The 23,039-nt window shown below is 69.6% G+C and carries 10 protein-coding genes and 1 tRNA gene; 4 read left to right on the forward strand and 7 right to left on the reverse strand.

Features of this window, described 5'->3' with window-relative positions; all coding sequences use genetic code 11:
- Positions 1 to 8 precede the first annotated feature (8 nt).
- From DMB42_RS35130 to DMB42_RS35140, 3 genes are all read right to left on the reverse strand, one after another.
- Positions 9 to 12,935, reverse strand: coding sequence for a hemopexin repeat-containing protein (locus tag DMB42_RS35130; RefSeq protein WP_125641803.1), 12,927 nt, complete (start codon positions 12,933 to 12,935; stop codon positions 9 to 11).
- Positions 12,936 to 13,094: 159 nt separating this feature from the next.
- Positions 13,095 to 14,216, reverse strand: coding sequence for a serine hydrolase (locus DMB42_RS35135; RefSeq protein WP_125641806.1), 1,122 nt, complete (start codon positions 14,214 to 14,216; stop codon positions 13,095 to 13,097).
- A gap of 124 nt (positions 14,217 to 14,340) precedes the next feature.
- Positions 14,341 to 15,189 (reverse strand): helix-turn-helix transcriptional regulator, encoded by an 849-nt coding sequence (locus DMB42_RS35140; protein WP_221762494.1) that lies wholly within the window; start codon positions 15,187 to 15,189, stop codon positions 14,341 to 14,343.
- Between the two features lie 104 nt (positions 15,190 to 15,293).
- On the opposite strand from DMB42_RS35140, the gene DMB42_RS35145 reads away from it, so the two are divergent.
- Positions 15,294 to 16,067, forward strand: a complete 774-nt coding sequence (locus DMB42_RS35145; RefSeq protein ID WP_125641812.1) for an alpha/beta fold hydrolase — start codon at positions 15,294 to 15,296, stop codon at positions 16,065 to 16,067.
- Between the two features lie 88 nt (positions 16,068 to 16,155).
- On the opposite strand, the gene DMB42_RS35150 is transcribed toward DMB42_RS35145, so the two are convergent.
- Complete coding sequence (locus DMB42_RS35150; protein WP_125641815.1) at positions 16,156 to 16,665, reverse strand: RICIN domain-containing protein; 510 nt, start codon at positions 16,663 to 16,665, stop codon at positions 16,156 to 16,158.
- 295 nt (positions 16,666 to 16,960) lie between these two features.
- Here DMB42_RS35150 and DMB42_RS35155 point away from each other — a divergent pair, with 295 nt between their 5' ends.
- On the forward strand, positions 16,961 to 17,962 hold the full coding sequence (locus DMB42_RS35155) for an AraC family transcriptional regulator (protein ID WP_125641818.1): 1,002 nt from the start codon (positions 16,961 to 16,963) through the stop codon (positions 17,960 to 17,962).
- On the opposite strand, the gene DMB42_RS53590 is transcribed toward DMB42_RS35155, so the two are convergent.
- Entirely contained in the window at positions 17,937 to 18,110 is a 174-nt protein-coding gene (locus DMB42_RS53590) for a hypothetical protein (protein ID WP_185845020.1), read from the reverse strand. The genes DMB42_RS35155 and DMB42_RS53590 overlap by 26 nt on opposite strands.
- An 88-nt stretch (positions 18,111 to 18,198) precedes the next feature.
- Here DMB42_RS53590 and DMB42_RS35160 point away from each other — a divergent pair, with 88 nt between their 5' ends.
- The gene (locus DMB42_RS35160) at positions 18,199 to 18,792 is read left to right on the forward strand and encodes a hypothetical protein (RefSeq protein WP_125641821.1); all 594 of its coding nucleotides are present in this window, start codon (positions 18,199 to 18,201) and stop codon (positions 18,790 to 18,792) included.
- An 80-nt stretch (positions 18,793 to 18,872) separates the two neighbouring features.
- Here DMB42_RS35160 and DMB42_RS35165 read toward each other — a convergent pair whose 3' ends face one another.
- Entirely contained in the window at positions 18,873 to 21,290 is a 2,418-nt protein-coding gene (locus DMB42_RS35165; protein ID WP_125641824.1) for a tetratricopeptide repeat protein, read from the reverse strand.
- Between the two features lie 1,250 nt (positions 21,291 to 22,540).
- Here DMB42_RS35165 and DMB42_RS54420 point away from each other — a divergent pair.
- Positions 22,541 to 22,861 carry a tyrosine-type recombinase/integrase gene (locus DMB42_RS54420; RefSeq protein ID WP_260478135.1) on the forward strand — a complete coding sequence of 107 codons (321 nt, stop codon included), beginning with the start codon at positions 22,541 to 22,543 and terminating at the stop codon, positions 22,859 to 22,861.
- A 69-nt stretch (positions 22,862 to 22,930) separates the two neighbouring features.
- Here the strand turns inward: DMB42_RS54420 and DMB42_RS35175 are convergent.
- A tRNA-Thr gene (locus DMB42_RS35175) sits at positions 22,931 to 23,007 on the reverse strand.
- Positions 23,008 to 23,039 lie beyond the last annotated feature (32 nt).

Genomic DNA, 23,039 nt, shown 5'->3' on the forward strand with positions numbered 1-23,039 from the left:
GGCGTGGATCACCGGACGCCGGCGCGGTAGGTCAGGATCAGGCCGACGCCGGTGAGCGTCGCCCGGTCGCCCTCCACGGCGAGCGGCCACCCGGCGCCGCCCACCAGCAGGCCCGGTGTGGACAGGAGCTTGCCGTCGTTGAGCGCCAGCCGCCGGTCCCCGTTGAGCAGCAGCCGCGCCGACGTCCCCGGTGCGTACGCCGCGTAGACGCCCGTGATCTGCCGCCCGATCATGCCCGGGAACATCCCGGTCGTGAACGGCAACGTCAGGACGTCCTCGGCGCCCTCCGCGAAGGCCGTCCACTGGTCGGGGAACGCGGTGGCGACATCGAAGAACCGGGCCGCCGGGTACGGCTTGAGCATGCCCTTCACCGCGTTGGCGAACAGCTCGCCACCCTGCTCGGCGGCGTACTTGACGGTGATCACGACGTCCCTGAGGGCGGGCGCGCCGCCGGCGGGCAGCTCCAGCCGCCACCGGGACACCGCGCCCGTGCCCTCGAAGGGCAGGTAGCGGTCGTCGTCGAAGCGCAGCTCGAACAGGCCGTTGTTGTCCTTGTACTCCTCCAGGTCCGACAGCGCGATCTGCTGCCCGGCCCGCCAGTTGGCCCGCAGCGTGGACGGCATCGGCCCCTTCGGGTCGATCAGGTACTTGACCGCCTTGGGATCGGCACTGAGCACGATCTTGCTGTCGAGCTGCGTGAGCGTGGCGTTCAGCCCGATCGGCCCCTCCGGCCCCTCGAACGTGACCGACAACGTCCTGATCCGCCGCCGGTAGTGCCCGGGGAAGTCGCGGTCGAACAGCGGCTCGGTGAGCGCGAACTCGCACCGACCGGTGGTACGCAGGTTCAGCGCGGCCAGCGGGTCGAGGGCCAGCAGCGACACCTTCTTGGTGATCTCCAGGCCGCGCGCGTCGGTCTCGACGTACGCCTGGCCGAGCCGTTCCAGGTCGACCGACAGGCTCTCGCCCGCCAGCAGCCCGTTGCGCCGGCTCTCCCAGTACGTCGGCCGGATGTAGTCGGCCTCGCCCTCCGGGATGCCACGTTCGTACTGGAAGGCCCGTTGCGCGGCCCGTGCCATCTCGTACGCCAGGTTGTACGACTGGAAGTACATCCCGGACAACCGCCCCGACATCCACTGGTAGAGCTGGGCGTTGGCGAACTTGCTCGTCATGAACGCCCCGACCGCCTCCTGGTTGGCGATCTCCTGCCTGAGCACCTCCAGCTCCCGCTGGGCGACCTTGACCTGGAGCTCCGCACCCGCCACCTGGTGGCCGAGCTGCGCCACGTCGCTCCGGGAGATGGCGAGCTGGAAGGCCCAGTCCTGGGCCATGCGCTCCTGCTCGGACCGTACGCCGAACAGCTCGCCGAGCACGCTGAGCCCCTCGGCCGTGGTCGTCGCGATGTCGGCGCCGGTGTTGAGCGCGTCCGAGACCTGGATGCCGCCCTCCTCGGTGCCGATGATGAACGGGCCGATCAGGATCTGCGGCAGGGCGGCGGCGACCGCCGCGCCGACCTTGAGCCCGGCCCCCACGAAGTGGGCGACCGCGGCCCCCGTCATGACCTCGATCTGGGCCTGCTGGAGCGGGGACATCCCGGCGGCGATCAGCCCCTCGTAGTAGCGCACCCGTTCCTCGGCGCTCTTCCTGCTCACCTGGAGCTCCAGAAGGCCCTCGGTGGCGATCTGGACCTGCGCCTCCTTGATCGCGCGGTTGAGCCCGAGGATCGTGCCCTCCTGCCTGTTCTGCAGCAGCGCCAGTTCCTCGGCGTCGTGCCGCTCCAGCACGTTGAGCAGGTCGCCGGCGAACTGCCGCAGCTTGTCCACCAGCTCCTGCGCCTTGCGGAAGGTGAAGGCGAAGCGGTAGTGCGGCACCGGCACGGCGGCGGCCAGGGCGAGCTGGTCCGGCGAAGCGCCCCCGGCCACCCCTCTGACCAGCGCCATCACGTCGGCGGGCGGCTCGAACAGCGGCACCGGACGGCTGATGCCCATGATGTCGAGCGAGGCCCTGATCTTGCGCAGCCGGTCCTCGACCCGGGTCCAGTAGTCGAGGAACACGCTGTTGCCCGGGATGTGGAAGTAGGGGTTGTCGATGCTGCCGTGCACCTCGCCGGGCCCCTTCAGCAGCGCGCCGCCCGCGGTCAGCTCGGCGAGGGCGCCGTTCCTGGACGGCGCGGGCGCCCCGCCCGCGGTCAGCTGCTCGTAGCTGCGCGCCGGGGTCAGCGCCCGCGGCCCGAGGTTCTCCGGCCGCGGGCCGAGCAGGTCGTGGGCGAAGATGTAGAGCATCCTGGCCTCGTCCAGGCTCTCTCCCGTGTACTGGCGGAAGAGCATGTCGCCCCAGTCGAGCAGGTTGTCGACGTAGGCCATCACGACCGCGCGGCGGTGGGCCGACGGGCGCAGGTCCGCGATGGCGTGCGGGTCGAACGGATCGTCCATGTACGTCCGGATCATCGTGTCCCAGTCGCCCACCAGGTCGTACTGGCGGCGCAGCCGGCCGATCATGGCGACCTTCTCCCCCAGGCCGTCCAGCGCGCGGCGGGCCCGTGCCGGGACCACCGTGTCGGCGAGCGCGCCCTGGACCTCCTTCAGCCCGTCGGAGGCGAGCCCGGCCAGGTAGCCCTCCTCGTCCGTGGACAGGTCGTGGACCTGGTACGCCGAGGCCAGCGCCTCCAGCGCGCGCAGGATCGGGTTGAGCAGCCCGGCGACCTTGTCGGCCTCCGTACCGATCTCGCGCAGGTCGTCGCGGCAGCCGGTGACCAGCGCCTTGACGTCCACCGACAGGAACGGCAGGAAACGCCAGTACCTCGGCTGGGTGGGGTCGAAGACGTACTCGTACCAGGTACGGGCCTCGTCGAAACGCTGGGCGTTGTTGAGCGCCTGGGCGATGAGCACGGTGGCGTGGAAGAAGACCTCCCAGTAGTAGATGCCGTTGCCGCTCTGGAAGTCGAGGTGCGAGCTGGTCGGATAACCCTGCTTGACCACCTGCGGGCCCACCTTGATCGTGGTCGGCCCGGAGTCGGTCTCGCTGAAGGCGGGCAGCTCGTCGATCTCCTGCGTACGCGGCGCGAGCAGCTCGGCCACGCCGCCGGTCAGCAGCGCCTTGTTCAGCCGGTACGCCGTGCTCGACGTCAGCCGGATGATCTCGTGCGGCAGCGAGGCGACCTCGTAGGGGCGTTCTGGGGCGTACTTGACGTACTCGGCGCCGAGGAACAGGTAGAGGTTCTTGCTGTCCAGGACGCCGGTCAGCCGGGTCGCCCAGTCGTCGGGCAGCCCGCCCCAGTTGCCGGCGACCGGGGAGAAGACCAGGTGGCCGCCCAGCTCCTGCCCGTCCTCCAGGAGGGCGTAGTCGGTGCCGGAGAAGACGTACCGGCGGCCGGCGCGGGTGAACACGGCCCGGACGGTCTGGTCCATGGGCTTGGGGTAGCCGCGGTCGACCAGGTCGGGGATCGTGTCGCCGGTCAGCGTGTAGCGCACGTACTCCGTGCCCTTGGCGAGGTACAGCCGGCCGTCGGCGACGTAGGCCGCGTCCACGCCCTGCCGGGAGACCAGCGTCCCGGCCCTGCCCAGGTTCCTGGTCGGCGACGGGTCGCTCTGGACGTACTCCTTGCGGTCCTTCGAGGTGATGGAGACGTACGTCCTGGTCGTGTTGTCGAAGAAGTAGGCGCCGTCGCCGTACACGAAGGCGGCGCCGACCCGGCCGGACTGCGGCAGGCCGTCGGTGTTCTTGGCCAGGGGGCGCGGGTAGCCCTTGTCCAGGCCGCCGTCGAGGGAGAAGCGGAAGTACTGGTCGCCGGAGAAGACGAACGCCTTGTCCCGCAGCAGGATCGCGTCCACCTTGGCCCCGCCGGGCAGCGTCCAGGGGAGCTTGCGCGGCGCGTCGAGCGAGTCGGAGTCGACGTAGCCGAGCTCGCGGGAGAAGAAGTACTCCTTGTCGCCGGGCAGCGACCCGGCCGCGTCCACCTTGGGCCACTTGGGCAGGCGTTCCTCGTTGGTCGCGAGCTGCTTCGGGTAGCCCTCGTCGAGCAGCCCGAACGGCGAGCCCGAGTAGCGGTAGTACTCCGGACCGGCGAACAGGTACGTCTGCCCGCCGCGCACCAGCACCGCGTCCACGACGCCCGACTGGTACAGCGGGGTGGGCACGTGCCCCCACTGGCCGGCGATCGGCAGCCGGCTCAGGCGGCTGGCGTCGGGGCGGTCCGCGGCGAGCTCGACGTAGAAGCGGCCCGCGTTGTTGAAGAAGTACCGGGTGCCGCCGGGCAGCTCCACCGCGGCGTCGATCGGGTTCCAGCCGGTGGGCAGCCTGTCGGTGTTCGTACTGAGTGACAGGAGTTTGTCCTTGCCGCCGGGCGGGCTGACCGGACGGCACAGGAAGCTGCCGCCCTTGTGGTCCACGCTCAGCCACGCGCCGATCTCGAGCTCTTCGTGCGCCGGCATCGTGAACCGCACGACCCTGGACTCGTCGATCGGATCGTCGAAGATCTGATTCAGCCTGGTCGCGCGCAGCGGCTCGGGCACGCCCTCGGCGCGGACGGCGTACAGCTCGGGGGTGAGCGCGAAGGAGGAGTGGGCCTCCTCGCCGTCCACCTTGTAGAAGCAGGTGATCACGATCGAGTCGTGCGCGCCGGAGCCCTCGCCGGGCACGGTGGCCGACGCCTGGACGTACAGGCGCACGTCGCTGATCGGCGCGTCCCGCCGCTCCTCCACCGGGAGCACCTGCGCGGCCACCCACTCGTGGTTGAGGTTGCGGAAGGAGTAGGAGATCCGCACCCGGTGCGCCGGCGGCGGCGCGGTGACCTCCTGGGTGTCGCCGGTACGGGTGGCAGTGATCTTCGTCCCGGACGGGTCCTCCGGCGCGACCGTCTCGACGACCGGCCAGAACACGAACACCCGGCCGAACGCGTGCACCGGGTACACCCGCTCGGACTCGATCTGCACGTCCGCCTTGAGCCACGGCTCCCAGGTGGCCGACAACTTCGCGCCGTCCCTGAACTCGGCCTCGCGGCAGTAGTAGCGCCGCGGCTCGGTCCTGGTCCTGCCGAACATGACCAGCCGCCGCACACCCTCGTCCGCGCCGTCCTCGGCGTAGACGTAGCCGCCGGCGATGGCGAGCCTGGAGACCTCGGTGTACTCGTCGAGGTAACGCTTGTACGCCTGCTCGACCTTGTCCCTCGTGATCTCGCCCTGGAGCAGGTCGTCCTCCAGGGCCTCGAAGGCCGGGGTCTTCGCGGTCCGCAGCTCGGGGCGCAGGTAGTTCTCCGGGTAGAGGAAGACCTTCCTGTTGGCCTCCCAGACGCGGTAGTTCCGCATCCAGGCCCACCAGGTCTTCACCCGCTGCCTGAGCCCGTCCGGCTCGTCGCCGTCGTGGAGGGTGACCGGCTCCAGGTCGAGCAGGTAGCGGTGCAGGTAGAGCTGCGCCGCCGCGATGGCCTCGCGCACCCGCGAGGTACGGCCCTCGCCGCCCATCTCCACGTCGATCAGGAAACGGTCGTAGAGCTCCTGCGGGACGCCGGCGCCGACCGCAGCCGCGACCAGCGCGTCGCGCTTGAGCACGTTGATCTCGTCGTGGATCGTCGCCGACAGCGCCGTCCACTCCTCCGGGGCGTGCAGGCGCTCGATGAGGCCGTACAGGGCCGTGCAGGCCGCGTCGAGGTCGCCGCCGAACGCGTTCCGCCAGACGTCGGCGTACAGCGTGGACGGCGCGCCGCCCAGCCGGTCGGTGACGGCGAACAGGTCCACCAGCCGGAGCAGGAACTCGACCTCGAAACGGTCCTCCTCGGAGGTGACGGGCGTGAGCAGCGCCGCGTTGCGCCTGGCCCACCTGACCTCGTCGAGGTCCCAGCCGAACAGGTCGGCCAGGTACCGGTACGGGTCCTCGACCGAGGCCGGGCCGTCCAGCAGGAACGCAGCCAGCCCGTCGGGCCGCGCCCGGACGAGGTCGACGAACCTGGTGATCGTGTGCACGTCGCTCAGCCGGTACTCGGCCGTGTCGGACCAGCGGTGGGCGAAGCGCTGGGGGAAGGTGCGGTCCACGGCGTGGTAGCCGCCGGAGTAGCGCACGTACTCCGGGCCCTGGCACAGGTAGGTGCGGCCCTCGAAGACGAACGCGCCGTCGGGGCCGGTCTCGAAGCGGTCGGGCAGGTCGCCCCAGTCGTCCTTGACCGTACGCGGGTAGCCCTGCTCGACGTACTCCAGCTCGCCCGGACGGTAGCGCACGTACTGGCCGGACCTGAAGGCGTACAGCTCGCCGGTGGGCGCGGCGAAGGCGGCGTCCACGGCCGCGCCCTCGGTGAAGGCGTTGCGCACCTTGCCCCACTGGTCGGTGATCGGCCGGGCCGCCGACGTGCCGTCGGCGCGCAGGTACTGCGTGCCCTTGAACAGGTACGTCGTGCCGCCCGCCGTGCGGAAGGCCGCGTCGAGACCGTCCGCGAACGCCTCGGGCCAGGACTGGACACCCAGCTCGTACGGCGGCATGGCCTCGATCGTGCGCGGATGGCCGTCGTCGGCGAACTCGTACTCGGTGCCGGTGTAGCGCACGTACTGGTCGCCGGAGAACAGGTACGTGTGCGGGCCCTTGACCAGGGTCGCGTCCACCTTCTCCCGTTCTGTGATGGTGTTCCTGACCCGGCCGAGCGCGGCCAGGTCCACGACACCGGTCGCCGCGCGGGAGACGACGTGGCAGGAGCCGCCGGCGAGGACGTAGACCGTGCGGTCGTTGGCGACGACGGCGTCGATCATCCGCGACCCGGCCCGGTCCTGCATGGCGTCGTCGAACGACTCGGGCAGGTTGGCGAACGCCTCCTCGTGCCGCAGGTTGCCGATGATCTTCTTCGGGTAGCCCGGGTCGATGTAGCGGTACTCCGAGCCGGTGTAACGGACATAGTGGTCGCCCGAGAACAGGTACGTCGTCTCGCCCCTGTGCACGAAGGCGGCGTCCACGCGGGCGCCGGCGCCGTCGGCGACGAACGGGTTGGGCGACCTGCCCCACCGCTCACGGATGGCGGCAAGCGACCCGAAGGCCCGGTCGGCGAACCTGGCGTACTGCTCGGCGAAGAAGAAGTACGTGGACCCGTCCGGCGCGGTGAAGGCCGTGCGCAGGGTGTCGCCGGGCTCCAGGCCGCGCCCGAAACCGCGCCAGATCCGCTCCGACGGCCGCGGGTAGGACCATTCGCGGGTCGTCTCGTCGAACCGCACGCAGCGCTCGCCGAACAGCAGGAGCATGGTGTCGCCCTCGAACAGCACCGCGTCCGGCCTGGTGCGGCCGGGCACGCGGTAGGACTCGGGCACGTCCCAGAAGCTCTCGTCGGCCAGCCCGGCGTAGCCGTCGTCGGGCCGGGTATAGTCGGCGCCCGAGTAGACGACGTGACGCAGGTTGCCGTCGCCGTCCGGCCGTTCGAACAGGTAGGTCTTCCCGGCCCGTACGTAGGCGAGCACGACGTTGTCCAGGCCGCCCCAGTGGTCGGCGATCGGGCGCGGCTCGCCGTCGATGGTGGAGTCGACGTCGGTGTAGACGACGAACTGGTCGCCGCTGAACAGGTACGTCTTCCCGTCCCGCCCAACGAACGCCGCATCCACCGCGTTGTCCTGATAAATCGTGTTACGGGGGCGTCCCCACTCCTCCGTGAGCGGATAGTCCCTGTTCAGCCGCGTGTTGAAGCACGACGCCCCCTTGAACAGGTACGTGTTCCCGTCCGCGCCGCTCAGCACCGCGTCGAGCCCCGTCCTGAACTCCTCCGGCACCGCCCGCAACAACCGCGGCCTGACCCGCGCCGGGGCGGCCTGCGGCCCTTCGAGCGCCGGACGCCTGCTCCAGCCGCCGGCGTCCTGCGTGAGCACCGCGCCGTCCTCGACGAAGGCGCAGGTCACGCCGTCGATCGCCAGGTCGTCGTAACGGCGGTGGAGGGTGTCGGAGACGACGTGACAGCTCGTGCCGCGGAACAGGTAGACGTTGCGGCGGTCGGCGAAGGCCGCGTCCACGGCGTCCAGCCTGACGTCCAGGTGCGCCAGCCTCGGCTCCCGGGAGAGCGCGGACAGGGCCTGGGGGTAGCCGTCCTGGACGTGGGTGAGGTCGTCGCCCAGGTAGCGGACGTACTGGTCGCCGGAGAAGACGTACGTGCGGCCGTCCTTGCCGACGAAGGCCGCGTCCACCTGCCTGAACGGCAGGCTGTCCCAGTGCCCGGCGAGCGTACGGGGCTCCGACCACCAGCGGTGCCTGCTGTCGAACACGACGAACCGCTCACCGGAGAACAGGTACGTCTGCCCGTCCGCCCCGGTGAACACGGCGTCGATCACCGTGAAGTCCGGGTCGGCCACCAGCGTGGCCGGCAGGTTCCACCAGTTGTCGGAGACCGGCTTGGGATAGCCGGCGTCGGGCGTGGTGTAGTCCCTGGTGGCGTAGCGGACGTAGAAGTCGCCGCCGTCCGCGTGCACCTCGATCTGGAGCGGGTCGCTCCTGAGGGTGACCCCGACGCCCTGCTCGGTGCTCACGTGCCACTCCGGGGAGGCGCCGCGCACTCTGGCGCCCTCGGCGAAGGACAGGCCGTGCTCCAGGAACCGGCGGCGCAGCGCGGGCGACAACCGGCCCGCGTCCAGCTCGGGCGCCTGCGCCAGAGGCAGGTCGAACAGCCGCCCGCCGACCCCGAACAGGTACGTCTTGCCGTCCAGGACGAAGGAGGCGTTCACCCGGCGCAGCCCGCCCCAGTCGCCGGCGATGCGGCGCGGGTAGCCCAGGTCCACGACCGAGTAGTCGGCGCCGGAGTACCTGATGTACCGCTCGCCGCTGAACAGGTACGTGCGCCCGTCCAGCCCGGCCAGTGCCGCGTCCACCACCCCGCCGGGCAGCACCTCGGCGACCCGCCCCCAGCGGTCGGCGGTCGGCTCGGGCAGGCCCACGCCGGACTCGCCCGCGGCGATCGTCCGGCCGTCCTTGAACAGGTGGACGAGCCCGCCGGAGTCGGTGAAGGCCGCCTCGATCCCGGTCTCGAACTCGCCGGGCAGGCCGGGGAAACGGGACTCGATCCGCAGCGGGTAACCGTCGTCCACCCGTACGCCGTCGTTCTCCAGGCTGTCGGAGTAGGCGACCGTCTGGTTGCCGCGCAGCAGGTAGGCCCGGCCGTCCCGGGCGACGAACGCGCTGTCCAGGCGCTCGGCGCCGTCGAAGGTGTTGCGGATACGTCCCCAGCGGGCGGAGACCGGCGACTCGCCCCGGCCCACGTCCAGGTAACGTCCGCCGGTGAACAGATGCGTACGGCCGTCCACGTCCTGGAAGGCCGCGTCCAGCGAGGCGCCGAACGCCGGGGGCAGCGGCGCGTCGTGGCCCTCCGCCTGCCACCACTCGCCGACGCCGCGCGGGTAGCCCTCGTCCACGGCGGAGTAGTCGGAGCCCGAGTAGCGCACGTACTGGTCACCGCAGAACAGGTAGGTCCTGCCGTCCTCGTCCACGTACGCGCTGTCGATCCGCTTCGGGGCGTCGAAGTTGTTCCTGACCTTGCCCCACACCTGGTCGCGCGGGGCCCAGCGGATGCTGCCGGGCTCCTTGACGTACAGGTGCGAGGCGCCGTCGAGACCGCGGCCGACGATCCACTCGGCGCCGCCGGGGTGCGCGAACGCGGCGTCCACGCCGGTCAGCCCGGCGAACCTGGGCGACAGGTCGATCAGCGACTTCGGCCGCGGGTCGGCCAGCGCGTACGTGGCCCCCGAGTACACCCAGTAGCCGCCGGGGGCGAACAGGTAGATGTTCCCGTCACCGCTCCTGAGCACGGCGTCGACGGTCTCGACGTTCGGCGGCAGCGCCAGCGGCTCGGGGTACTTGCCGGTCAGGTCCTGGTCCTGGAACGCGACCGCGACCTCGGTGGGGTCCATGCCGAGCTTGCCGGCCAGCGCCGCGAAGCGCCGTACGCGCCGGTAGGCGGCCCGCAGGTGCGGGTCCGCGGGCACGGCGGTGATCTCGCCGCTCTCGTCCCCCGCCGCGAGGACGGGCGGGACCAGCACGTCCAGCGCCTCGGGCAGGCTGCCCGCCACCCCGGCGCAGATGGCCGCGACCGTCGCCTGCGGCACGCCGAACCCGTCGGCGAGCACCGAGGTCAGCGCCGTCTCCTGCGCCCGCGCGCCGCTCTCCAGCGCGCCGGTGATCTCGCCGACCGCCTCCGCGATCCGCACCGCCACCGGGTGCAGCAGGAAGAAGACGTCCTTGGCGAAGTCCTCCAGGCCGGGCAGGGCGAACTCCAGCGCGTTCCCGACGTTGCGGAAGTAGTCGAGGGCCTCGCGGCGCACCGCGAGCGCGCCGTCGAGGTGCCCGGCCGCGACGAGCATCGCGGCCACCCGCGTCCGCTCGTCCTCGTCGAACCCGAGCTCCCCGAGCGCCTCCATGTCCAGCCGGTACGGCTGCTCGTCCCGTACGCACTCGGCGATCCGGCCCGCCACCACGGACGTCTCCGCCGCGGTGAACCCGTCGCCCAGCGTCAGGTCGTCCAGATCGGCCACCACCCGGCCGCCGCTCAGGTGGACGCCGTCGAGCGCGTCCATCACCCGCTGCGCGACCGCCTCGTCGGCGACCGTCGTGAAGTCGTCGGCGGTGAAGGTGTGCAGCTCCTCCTCCAGCACGGCGATCTGCTGCTTCATCGCGTCGAGGATGAAGCGCCGGTGCGGGTAGAACTCCATCGCGAGCGCGAAGTCGCCGACCGTGAGCGCGGACAGCGCCACCTTGTCCAGGTAGTTCCCGTTCGCGTCGAGGTAGCCGTTGAAACGCAGGCTCTCGGCCAGCCTGGGGGCGTTCAGCCGGCGCTCGGCGAAGATCTCCGGGTCGAGCGCGAGCGGCTCCCGCCGGAACTGCTCGATCCGGGCGCGCAGCTCGTCCAGGACGGCCGGGGCGACGTCGGTCAGGCCGGCGTTCACCAGGAGGCGGCCCACGTTCTCCTCGTCGGCGAAGAAGCCGGGCGAGGTGACCGCGCCGTCGGTGTCGACGTAGCCGTGGTAGATCAGGTTGTCGTACAGCTCGGCCTGCTGCTCCTCGGTCAGGCCGCCGAGCGTGGCCAGGTCCGACGGGTAGAACGACGACGTGCCGTTCGACACGCTGTTGATCAGCTTGAACAGCGGCTCCCTGAACGACTCGAAGTCCCGCTCCAGCCGCAGCCCGTGGTCGCTCACCGGCATGCCCTCGGTGACGAGCCGGCCGTCGGCCCGCAGCCGCCCGCAGAAGACGAGCTGGGCGTAGATCTTCCCGGCCATGCGCTCGCCGAGCCCGAGCCCGGCGAAGTCGTCGGCGACGATCATCCCGAGCCCGGTCACCGCGTCGTACGCCGCCGCGGCGGCCTGCGCCGGGTCGAGCCGGAGCAGCCGGTCGTCCCGCGCCGAGACGACACCGTGCTCGTGGCTGCCCACGATGTCGTGCACGACCTGGGCGGCCCGCTCCCCGAACCGCTCACCGGCGAACATGCCGGGCGCGCGGGCGACCGTCTCGAAACGCTGGTTGAGGCTCTCCAGCACGGCGACCTGGTCCGCGTCGTCGCGGGTGGCCGACCGGCCGCCCAGGATCTCGACCAGCTCCCGGGTGTCGAACCCGGCGGCCTGCGTCCAGCTCGCCACCGCCCGCAACGTCTGCGCCAGCCACAGGCTGGAGCCCGGGTCCGCCCCCTCCAGGATCCGGTAGCAGTCCCCGGTGCCCGCCTCGACCCCGCCCAGGACGGAGAACGTGGAGTACCGCGACACCGACGGATCGCTCTCCAGGATCTCCATCAGGTCGAACAGCTCACCGACGGAGATCCCGAGCGTCGAGACGAACCGGCCCGCGCGCTGGAGCAGCGCGATCGCGGGCAACCCGATCTCCCCCCGGTCGAACGGGCTCGGCTCAAGAGCGTTGTAACGTTCCCGGTAGCGGCGGACGACCTCGACGATGTCGCTCTCGGCCGTCTCGATGGAGCGTGCCAGCCTGCGCCTGTACTCCTTGTTGTGGGCGGCCAGGAGGTCGCCGGAGACCGGCGGCAGGTCCTCGAAGTCGGCCGGCCTGATGGGCACGACCAGCCCGCACACGCCGTCCACGGTCAGGTCGTAGCCGCGGGTCAGGTGGACGACCACCGCGAGGGTCCGCAGCGCGGCCGCGTTCAGGGTGCCGCCGCAGCAGACGGTCAGCACGCGGTCGAGGTCGGTGGTGCTCAACCCGGTCCGGCGGGCCAGCCGTACGAGCCTGCTGACGCGGTCGAACCAGTACGGCGGGACCGGCCCCGGCTTGCCGCCGGCCATGGTCCCCAGCGTGACGCCGTCCTCGGACATCGTCACCGGGTCGCCGCCGAGGTTGACGAAGAACTTCGCCGGCGGCCGGTCCGGATCCTCCGCCTGCACGAGCAGTTCGCGCAGCTCCAGCGCGGTCACCCCGGCGGCCCGCCGGAACCGCTCGACGTTCTCCAGCACGTTCAGCCGTTCCCGCTCGGCCAGCCCGTACAGGCCCTTGATCTGCGTCTCGCTGGTCGCGGCCGTCGTGGCGTTCGTGACGTCCTCGCGCGACAGGCCGAGGTACAGCCGGGCCACCGTGCCGGCGTCGGCGTCCGGGGCGAAGAGCCGGTAGAGCTCGTCCGGGCCCAGTCTCAGCCGGCCCAGGTGGTTCCTGAACCGCTCCTCGCCCAGCGAGAACGGCATCGAGAACGGGAAGGTCAGCCCGAGCATCAGCTCGTACGGATCCTGCCCGACGAGCTTCTCCAGCACCTCGACGACGACGTCGAGATACGGCGATTCCGTGAACGTGTTCTCGGCGTCGAGCAGGATCTTCTTCAGATCGGGCCGGCGGTCCTGGGCGAGCAGGGACGGTTGCTGGAAGACGCTCTCCATGAGCCCCAGCAGATCCGTGAGATAGGCGCCCGGCGAGTACACCGTCCGGGCCTCGTCCTCTTGCTTGTAGTCCAGCTCGACGTCGAACAGCTTCTCGTAATCCGGTAGGTATTCGCCCCTGGCCACGTGTCCCCCTCAAAGGAGCTCTGGTGCTGCCGCCGCCCGCCGATCCTCCGACTCAGAGGCACTCGACCCTCCAGGAATACGCCTGGTGCCAGAGAGGTCCAGCCCCGTGTCCGCAACCGGACAATCGATCATCGGAGTGCCGGGGCGGCCCGCTGCCGCCTACCGGCCGCGGCCGTCGCCGAACACCGCCTTGACCAGGTCCTGCGTGACCTTCTGGAACGCCTCCGCCTGGGACATCGCGGCGTCGTCCACGTACGTCAGCGAGGCGGTCAGGGTGGTGGTGCCGTCGGGGGTGCCGTACAGCAGCGCCGCGGAGCCCGAGATGCCGCCGTTGTGGGTGATGATCGTGCCGAGCTCGGGGTCGGCGTCCTGCACGAACACGCCCAGGCCGTAGCCGACCTTGGGGTGCGCGTCGAGCATCTCGGCCAGCAGCGGGGCCGGCAGGAGCCGGCCGCCGAGCAGCGCGGAGAGGAACGTGTGGAGGTCCCGGGTCGAGGAGATCATGTCGCCGCCGGTGGAGATCCAGGACGGGTTCTGGCGGGTGACGTCGACCGTCCGCTCCTGGCCGGCCTCCTCGTAGCGGTAGTAGGCGTGGGCGTGCGGCCCGGCGATGTCGGTCGAGGTGCCCGGCACGACGGTGTCCGACAACCCGAGCGGCCCGAGGACGCGGCGCTGCATCTCGTCGGCCAGCGAATGGCCGGTGACCTTCTCGATCAGCAGCTTGACCAGCACGTAGTTGGTGTTGGAGTAGCTCCAGTCCGTACCGGGCTCGAAGCGGGCGGGCTTGGAGAGCGCGAGCCGTACCAGCTCCTCCGGCAGGTAGGTCCTGAACCGGTTGTCCACCCACTCCTTGCCCGACCAGGCGATGCCCGGCACGACCGTACCGTCCTCGAAGTACTCGCCGGTGAAGTTGAACACGCCACTGGTGTGCTGGAGCAGCATGCGCACGGTGATCCGCGGGTCCAGGCCGAACTCGGTCAGGCTGTCGGCCACCACGTCGTCCAGCCCGATCACGCCGTCGGCCACGAGCCGCAGGGCGAGGGCCGCGGTGAAGGTCTTGGTGACGCTGCCCACCCTGAACCGCCCGTCCGTCGGCGGCTCGTCGCTCCCGCCCAGCTCACGCACCCCGGCGCTGCCGACCCACTCGCCGCGCTCGTCGTTCACCCGCAACTGCGCCCCGACGAAACCGGAGTGCACGATCTCCTGGATGATCTTCTGCAGCTCCGGACGGTCCTGCTCGGCGACGGCCTTGTTGTCCACGGAAACGCTGTCGTTCGTCATGATTCAAATGCCTTTCAGGGCCTTGCGGGCTTTCGGTCCGCAAGGAGCGGAACCGGTGATGTGACCAACCATCGCCGACCGCCCTGACGCCGGACCGCCACCGTCCTGACGTGGCCGCTGACACCTATCGGTGGCTGCGGTGCGCGGTCTCCGGCCCGACCACCCGCAGCAACTCCAGCGCCTCGAACGTCTTCGACCCCGGCGGCGGCGTGAAGATCAGCAGCCGCTGGTCCTCGGCCGGCGCGAGCAGCGCCTCGTAGTCGAACTCCATGGCGCCGATGGCCGGGTGCAGCACGCGCATGCGGCTGCTGCGGCGTACCGCGACCTCGTGGCGTTCCCACAGCGCGGCGAACTCGGGGCTGGCCCGCCGCCGCCCCCGGACGAGCGCGCGGGCCGGCTCGTCGTCGCCGCGGCGGGCCACCGCCGCGCGCAGGTCGGCCACGTGCACGCGGGCGTGCTCGGCTTGCTCCTCCTCCGGGTACGCCGCCCGCCTGAACGGGTCGGTGAACCAGCGCCAGACGATGTTGCGGTCGGGCTCCTCGACCGTGCAGTGGCAGCCGAACAGCGCCTCGGCCATCGCGTTCTGCGCCAGTACGTCGCCCAGGTCGCTCAGCAGTTGCGCGGGCGTGCCGTCCAGGCGGTCGAGCAGGTAGAGCAGGCCCGGCTTGACGTACTCGCCCGCACGCGGCCCGGCCGGGGGCCGGTGCCCGGCGAGCAGGTGGAGGTGGTCGCGTTCGTCGCGGGTCAGCCGCAGCGCCCGTGCCAGCGCGCCCAGCAGTTGTGTGGACGGCTGCGGGCTGCGTGCCTGCTCCAGCCGCATCAGGTAGTCGGCCGACATGCCCGCGAGCAGGGCGACCTCCTCCCGCCGCAGTCCAGGAGTACGGCGGCGCGGCCCGGAGGGCAGCCCCACTTCGCCGGGCAGCAGCCGCTCCCGGGAGCGGCGCAGGAAATCGGCGAGCTCCTCACGATTCATGGCCCCCATACTGCAATATCCCGAAATATCGCAGTCTAGGACTGCTTGTCCTAGGGAATCCGGTCCGCTCCTCATCAGCCGCCCGGCCTGGCACGGTGACGCTCATGACACGACACCTCACCGTCTCCGGAACCCGCGTCGCCTACCGAACCGCCGGCGACGGCCCCGGCCTGGTGCTCGTGCACGGCACCGGACCGGGATCCACGACCTGGGACGACACGACCGGGCACTTCACCGGCCGCAACACCGTGATCCTGCCCGACCTCGGCGGCAGCGACCTGGCCGAGGACGACGGCGGCCCGCTGACCATCGAGGACCTGACCCGGCAGCTCGCGGCCGTCATCGAGGACTCCGGGAAGGCGCCGGTGGACCTGGTGGGCTTCTCGCTGGGCGCGGTGGTCGTGTTGTCGCTCGCCGCCACCCGCCCCGAACTGGTCCGCCGCCTGATCCCCATCTCAGGCTGGGCCGACGGCGAGGACGCCTACCTGCGCACCGCCCTGGACGTCTGGCTGAGCCTGGCGCAGACCCCGGACGCGTTCGCCCGCTTCGCCATGCTGACCGGCTTCAGCCGCCGCCACCTCAACTCCCTCACCCCGGACGAGCTTGAGCAACTCGGCACGTACTTCCAGCCGAATCCCAACCGCCTGCGCCAGATCGACCTCGACCGCCGCGTGGACATCCGCCACCTGCTGCCCCGCGTCGAGGCCCCCACGCTGGTCGTCGGCGCCACCCGCGACGCGCTCGTCCCGGTGGAGAACGCCCGCGCGATCCACGCCGCCATCCCGGGCAGCACGTACGTCGAGCTGGACACCGGCCACGTCTCCGGCTCCGAACGCCCGGCCGACTTCATCAAGCTGATCCACGACTTCACCCCCTGACCCACCCCACCGGACCTGGGGCCTGGAGACACGAACGGGGGCCGGGCCCGACACCTCGGACCCGGCCCCCGTCACCGACCCTCTTTGCTCAGACCAGAGTGTCCTTGATCTTGATCTGCCCAGCGTCGATCACGAACTTCTGGTTGTTGTTACCGCCCTGGCACTCCCACTGATAGATCTTGACCCCGTTGCCTCGATTGTTCGTGACGTCCACACACATCGGCCGTGCCGACCCCAGCGTGTCCTTGATCTTGATCTGACCCGCGTCGATCACGAACACCTGGTTGTTGTTGTTGCTCTGGCATTCCCACTGATAGATCCTGACGCCGTTGCCCCGATCGTTCGTGACGTCCACACACATCGGCCGCGCCGACCCCAGCGTGTCCTTGATCTTGATCTGACCCGCGTCGATCACGAACACCTGGTTGTTGTTGTTGCTCTGGCACTCCCACTGATAGAGGTCGATGCCGTTGCCGCGGTTGTTGGTGACGTCGAGGCACATCGGCCGCGGTGCGGAGGCCGCGGCAGGCAGCGCGAGCCCCGCGCTGACGGTGGCGACGAGGACGGCTCCGGACAGAAGGCGGTGAACAAGCAGCATGGGACCCTCCGGGTGAGATGATCGGGGCTAGAGCACCATGTCGCAACTCACCGTGGCCGATCAATCACCTTCCGTATACAGTCGCCTACCCCTCGGAAAAGCACTCCCGTACGCCATGGCAGCCGACCGGGATGCGGGTGTGGGCGTACGTGCCCATGTTCTGATCGCGCCGCCGCCGCCGACCGACGATCCGCACATGCTCGGTGACCTTTTCGTCCTCACATCGAAGAGTGCGAATGCGGCGCACATGTTAGCATTTTGAATTGATCAGTGGCCCTAGTGTCATGGCGGCAGCATGGCGAACTCGGATGCCCCGGCAGTCCCATCACTGCCTTGGCGATTCAGCACTCGCACCCTCGACCCTGACGAGGCCAGCGAGCAGGGCACCCAGACGTACTATCCGCTTCGCATGGATATTCTTGGCGGAGCCGATCAATTCAGGATGTCGATAGACGCCATGCAGCTCGGGCCGATCCTGATCGGAGACTGCCGGTTCGACGCGGACATCAAGATGGACTTCGCCGAGCTTCGGGATTTCTATCACATCAACATTCCGCTGTCGGGTTACCTGGACTCCCGGAATTTGGGAAATGAGATCACGGCAACCCCCAACCGTGCCGTCTTGTACGGGCCGACCGGGGATGTGCAACTGAGCCGCTGGAGCGCACGCAGCCGCATCCTGTGCATCAAGATCAGACGTGCCGCACTGGAGGCGGAACTGGAACGCCTCCTGCAAAGGCCCATTCGCTCACCGATCGATCTCGCCCCCTCGATGGACCTGACCCACGGCTACGGGCGAGTTCTGCGGGACCTGGCGTCCATGCTCGCCGGGCAGATCGGGCACAAGGATCCCCTGACGAGGCAGGAGATCATCAGCGCCCCGCTCTGGCACAGCATGCTCACCCACTTGCTGGCATCGGCAGATCACCGCTACCGGGAGGAACTGCTCAGCCCCCGATCGCCGTGCCGGCCTCCGGCGCTCAAACGGGCCATCGAAGCGATGCGGGCCTCACCGGAGACTCCGTTCACCGCCGCGGGGCTCGCCGAAATCGCAGGCGTCAGTATCCGTACGCTCCAAGCGGCATTCCACACGCACGTCGACGTGTCACCGATGGCCTACCTGCGAGACCTGCGCCTGGAGCGCGTACACGCGGATCTTGTCGCGTCAGACCCGCCCCGCACCAGCGTCACCGAAGTAGCGCATCGCTGGGGTTTCACCCATATGGGGAGATTCGCCACCGCCTACAGCAAGAAGTACGGAGTCCACCCCGTCAAAACTCTGCGGTCGGCCGGATAACCGGCACATAGGCGCCCAACTGCTTGCGCGAATCGGCCACCCGCTGCGCAATGGGGATCGCGCACGGCATGATGTCGGCCTTATCGTTCGTGACGAACGCCCCGAACCATGCCGAGCAAAGACCATAATGCGACTGCACGAAGACCATTTCGAAAGCAGCCGAATGTGTACCTGTAGGGGGCCATATGACAGGGACGAAATCACCGGTTGACGCCCAGCAGCGAACCGTCCGATTGATGCGCCTTTTGAGGACGTGGGCCGGATTCGATCGTGCTGCCGGCGACCCGGATCCGCCGCGCGCCGGAGAGGGGCAGAATCAGGCGACCGGCAGGTTCACGTCGTTGAACATGGCCTTGATCCTGGTGTGCACCATCATCAGCGCGGGTTCCGCCATATGGTCAGCCAATGAGGCCCGCATGGCCAACGAACGGGAAGACCGGAACATCAGTACGGCGGCCATCACCCAACCGCTGATCAAGGACGGCGCCTGCGCCACAGTGAAGAAGGGCAAGGAGTTCGCCTTCTCGGGAACCGCGAAGATGGCCTACGGTTCGGTTCTCTGGGAGATCACCCAGCCCTCCGACAACAGCCTGTACGCCGGCTCAGTGGCGAATCCCCAGAGCCCGAACGGCAACTGGACCATCAAGATCCCGTCCATAGGTGCGGCGGGAGACGCCCACAAGGTGTTCCAGATCCTTGTGGTCAGCGCGACGCCGAACGCCGCGAAGTCACTCCGCGCCGCCGCGACGGCCATCCCCTACAAGGCGCTCAAGCAGATCCCCGACGGCGTCGACATCCTGGACCAGATCTGCGTCGAGCGCTCGAACTGACCCTGGCAGCACGCTCGGGCGACGCGGTCGCTGGACGAACAGTACGCGGCCTGTTTCGGCGCTTCGAAGGGCCTGAGGCTTCAGGAATGTTCTTCGGCCTTGCCCGTCCAGGAGACGAATCTGGTGCGGGCCTTCACAGTGTCCAAGTGCTCGGGGCCCAACACGCGGTTCAGCACGGGAAGCAACACCGCGAGCTGGTCCCGTGCCGCGCCGCAATCCCCCGCCACCCCTGTCCAGTGGGCGAGATCGCTGCGAACGGTCAGGGTGGCGGGGTGCTCCACGCCGGAGACCCGCTCACGCACCGGCAGCAGCACCGCGAGCTGATCTCGTGCGGCGACCGCGTCCCCCGCCTCTCCTGTGAAGTCGGCGAGGAAACCCCGGTAGATCAACGTGTACGGGTGCTCAGGCCCTCGTACCCGGTCCAGCACGGGGAGCAGGGTCGTGAGTTGCTCCCTTGCCGCGGTCGCATCCCCTGCTTCCCCGGTCCAGTAGGCGAGGTCGCCGTGATCGGCCACGGTGGCGGGGTGCTCCGGGCCCAAGACCCGCTCGCGTACCGACGCCAGCACGGCGAACTGGTCTCGCGCCGCGGCCGCGTCCCCCGCCGTCCCCGTCCAGTGGGCGAGGTTGGCACGAGCCCTCAACGTGTCCGGGTGCTCCGGGCCCAGCGTTCGCTCCATCACCGGCACCAGCGCTGTGATCTGGTCCCGTGCCGTGACCGTGTCTCCCGCCCTCCCCGTCCAGCGAGCGAGGTCATCGCGGGTTTTCAACGTGTCCGGGTGCTCCGGGCCCAGCGCTTGTTCCATCACCGGCAGCAGCGCTGTGATCTGGTCTCGCGCCGCGGCCGGTTCACCTCCCCATGCGGTGAAAAAGGCGAGCCTGGTGCGGGCGGTCAAGGTGTCCAGGTGTTCGAGGCCCAGCGTGTCCTGCAAAGCGGTCACGCGCTGCTGTTGCACGATCCGGGCGGTGTGCCAGTCGCCGTTGACGGTCAGGTAGGCGATGACGGTGGCCATGGCGGGTGACTCGGGGGCCAGGACGGCGCGGGCATGTGGCAGCAGGCGAGCGTAGAGCGGCCAGGAGGAGATGGCCTCCGGATCGGCGGGCAACGCCGACTCCAGCAGCCCGGCTGCGGTGGCGCGAACCCTGGCGCGCTCGTCGTCGGACAGCTCGGCCCAGGTGACGGCTTGGACCAGCCGGTGGATGCTCAGCTCCTGCCCGTCCACCGATCGGCTGATCATGCTGTACGAGGCCAGCACCCCCAGCGCCTCGGCGACGGCCACCTCGTCGGTGTCCGCCAATCCGTACAGCACCTGGCAGGGCAGGCGGTCAGGCGCGTAGCAGGCCAGCAGCCACAGCAGACGCATCGCCGGCGGATCGGTCTCTGCGATCCGGGCAGTGGTCACGGCCCATGTGCGGGCGACGACCTGGTCGGCGTCCCGCCGCCGACCGGAATCGGCGGCGAGGACCCGCTGGGGGGTGGTGTGCAGCAGGCGCAGGTAACGGGCCAGGTCCATGCCGGGGCTCGCGACGATGTAGGCACCGGCCTGCTTGAGCGCCAGTGGCAGATCCCCCAGCTCCTCGGCCAGTTCCGCGGCGAGCCTCTCATCCTCCGCAGCCGGACCGCCGATCATCTCCAACAACAGCCTGACCGCCTCGGCCCGCGGCAGAACGCCCAAAGTCAGCACGGTCGCCACCTCCTGCCAGCCGACGTCGCGCCGACTCGTGATCAGGACATGCCCGGTGTGCAGCCGGCCCAAATATGGCTGTACATCTTCGATGTCTTCGACGTTGTCCCACACCACCAGCCAGTCAGAGTGCGCGCCCAGCCACGCCAGTGCCCAGGCGACGGCCTCCTCGGTGGGGACTTGGGCGGCGGCGGTCGCCGCAGTCGCCGCGCACAGGGCCCGGCACAACCCGGCCAGCCCCGCCTGGATGTTGTCCGGTCCTTCGGCGTCGATCCACCACACCAGCCGGTATGCGTCGCGGTGACGGGTGGCATAGTGCAGGGCCAGCTCGCTTTTGCCGATGCCGCCCAGTCCTATCACCGCCCGGGTGACCACCCCGGGTCTGTCCTTCAACCCCTGCCCCAGCGCCTCCAACTCCTCGCCGCGGCCGACGAACACCATCGATTGCCGGCGAGGCAGGCCGATGACGCCATCGGCAGGCACGTCGGTCACCGATGGCAGGGCCTGCCGGGCGGATTGCCCCGCGACCGCCGGCACCCCTACGAGACCGGTCGCTCGGGCGTCGAGCGGGGGCTGCGTCCCGGCCGTTTCGTCCAAAGGGGTCGGAGGCAGAAGGGGCAAGGTGGGAGCCGGGGGACGTAGCTGAGCCAGCAGGGCCGCTCCGGCAACGAGCAGGCCGGCGATGCCGACGAACATGCTGATCACGCTGGCCCGCTTGTCCAACGCGTCCAGCACGTCTGCGGACGCCCACAACAGGTCGGCGAAGAACCCGACCAGCCCGGCGGCCAACATCGTGACCGAGACGGCCACCGCCATCACCGTCACCACTCGACGTCTGCGGAGACGACCATGCGGAGGAGAGGGGCGAGGAGATGAGGAAGAGGGAGTCGTCACCCCTTCAAGGTTGCCGACAAACGGCTACGGCGCGCCCTCAACCGGATATCGGTCGCCCGGATCACCCCAAGCGGCTCGTCCACCTGTTCATCGATGTCCTTGGTCAACGGTTCGATCCTGGTGGAAGGGGAAGAGTCGCGCCTGCAGTTCCCCCTCCGAAGCCGCGCGTGAGGTGACCGGCGGCCAGGTCAACGGGTGGGTGCCCGACGAGTGGACTCAGGTCCGTTCGACTTGCCGTCCGTCAGAGTCCGTGGACGTCCATGATCGAACGTCTTCGTTGTCACCCACTTCGTCACCCAGCCGGATCGGCAAGACCTTCGAGCGCCAGACACAAAGGTGCAGCTCAGCGCGGCTTTGCCGACCCTACCCTTCCCAGGCCGCGTGCCTGGTGGGCCAGGCTTGTGGCCGGGTGGCGACGCACAGCGTCGCCACTCCTTGATGCCCTATGAGTGGACCCCGTTGGGGCTCATTCCTTTAGTTCAGTATTGGCGGCGAACAGAGTTCCCCGTTCCGTGCCACGCCCCCGGCGGATGTTCAGCCCCTCCGCGCGGAAGCTGATCCGCATCCGGAACGTGCCGCTTGCAGCGCACTGCGGAAGAACACCCCCTAGACCCAAACGTCAGCATTGAGCGTGACAAGGACATTAAAGGACGCCATAACAGGGCGATTTGGCAACATCCTCACCGTCTTGACACGCGTTCAGACCACCGTGCGTCACTACGCCACGACGAGCAGCAAGCCCTCTGTGGCGCGACGTCTCCTCCCGATACACGCGGTCAAACCGTCCTCTATTGGCGAGAACAGGATCGAGGTTGCCCCGACGTGGTGGACCTCTGCTCAGTCCCGCGCGGCAAGGAGGGCCGACCGTCCAACGCGCTCACGCCGGCTCAGGCAGAAGCCGTGCTCAAGGCCCCCGAAGGAACCCGCATGCATGGGTATTTGGTGCTGGCCCTGCTCACCGGCGCACGCACAGAGGAGCTTCGGGCGCTGACATGGGACCACGTGGACCTGGAGGGCGCCCCCGACGCTGACCTGGCCGTGCCGCCGTACGTGGCCGCGTGGCGGTCCGTCCGAACTGGCGGGGACACCAAGACCCGAAAGTCCCGGCGCACTCTGGCGCTCCCACAGCACTGCGTGGAAGCGCTCAAGGCGCAGAGGGCTCAGCAGGGGCGATGGACAAGGAAGCGGCGGGCAAGCGGTGGATGGAACACGGGCTCGTGTTCGCCTCGACCGTGGGCCCACCTCTCGATTCCCATGACGTGCGGCGCGCTTTCCGCGCGGTCATCGCCAAGACCGACCCCGACAAGTGGACGCCCCGAGAGCTGCGGCACAGCTTCGTGTCCCTGCTCTCAGACCAAGGCACCCCCTTGGAGGAGATCTCCCGGCTGGTCGGCCACAGCAGCACGGCGGTAACCGAGCTGGTCTACCGCAAGCAGATCCGCCCCGTACTCCAGGAGGGCGCGGTGGCCATGGATCGGATCTTCAAGACATGAGATCGGGAGGCTTGGTCACCCACTTAGACACCCAGAAGCCCCCCGCGATCACGCGGGGGGCTTCTGCGCTGGAGCCGCCTTCGGGATTCGAACCCGAGACCCCTTCATTACGAGTGAAGTGCTCTGGCCGACTGAGCTAAGGCGGCGTGCCGTACGGCTTCATGGAGTCTACAGGAGA

Origin of the sequence: Nonomuraea sp. WAC 01424 (assembly GCF_003947315.1) — a bacterium.
Taxonomy (GTDB): domain Bacteria; phylum Actinomycetota; class Actinomycetes; order Streptosporangiales; family Streptosporangiaceae; genus Nonomuraea; species Nonomuraea spiralis.

Excerpts from the sequence above, each read along its gene's own strand:
- DMB42_RS35135 (WP_125641806.1), bottom strand. The coding sequence starts at position 14,216 with ATGACGAACGACAGCGTTTCCGTGGACAACAAGGCCGTCGCCGAGCAG.
- DMB42_RS35140 (WP_221762494.1), bottom strand. The coding sequence starts at position 15,189 with ATGAATCGTGAGGAGCTCGCCGATTTCCTGCGCCGCTCCCGGGAGCGG.
- DMB42_RS35145 (WP_125641812.1), top strand. The coding sequence starts at position 15,294 with ATGACACGACACCTCACCGTCTCCGGAACCCGCGTCGCCTACCGAACC.
- DMB42_RS35150 (WP_125641815.1), bottom strand. The coding sequence starts at position 16,665 with ATGCTGCTTGTTCACCGCCTTCTGTCCGGAGCCGTCCTCGTCGCCACC.
- DMB42_RS35155 (WP_125641818.1), top strand. The coding sequence starts at position 16,961 with ATGGCGAACTCGGATGCCCCGGCAGTCCCATCACTGCCTTGGCGATTC.
- DMB42_RS53590 (WP_185845020.1), bottom strand. The coding sequence starts at position 18,110 with ATGGTCTTCGTGCAGTCGCATTATGGTCTTTGCTCGGCATGGTTCGGG.
- DMB42_RS35160 (WP_125641821.1), top strand. The coding sequence starts at position 18,199 with ATGCGCCTTTTGAGGACGTGGGCCGGATTCGATCGTGCTGCCGGCGAC.
- DMB42_RS35165 (WP_125641824.1), bottom strand. The coding sequence starts at position 21,290 with ATGGCGGTGGCCGTCTCGGTCACGATGTTGGCCGCCGGGCTGGTCGGG.
- DMB42_RS54420 (WP_260478135.1), top strand. The coding sequence starts at position 22,541 with ATGGACAAGGAAGCGGCGGGCAAGCGGTGGATGGAACACGGGCTCGTG.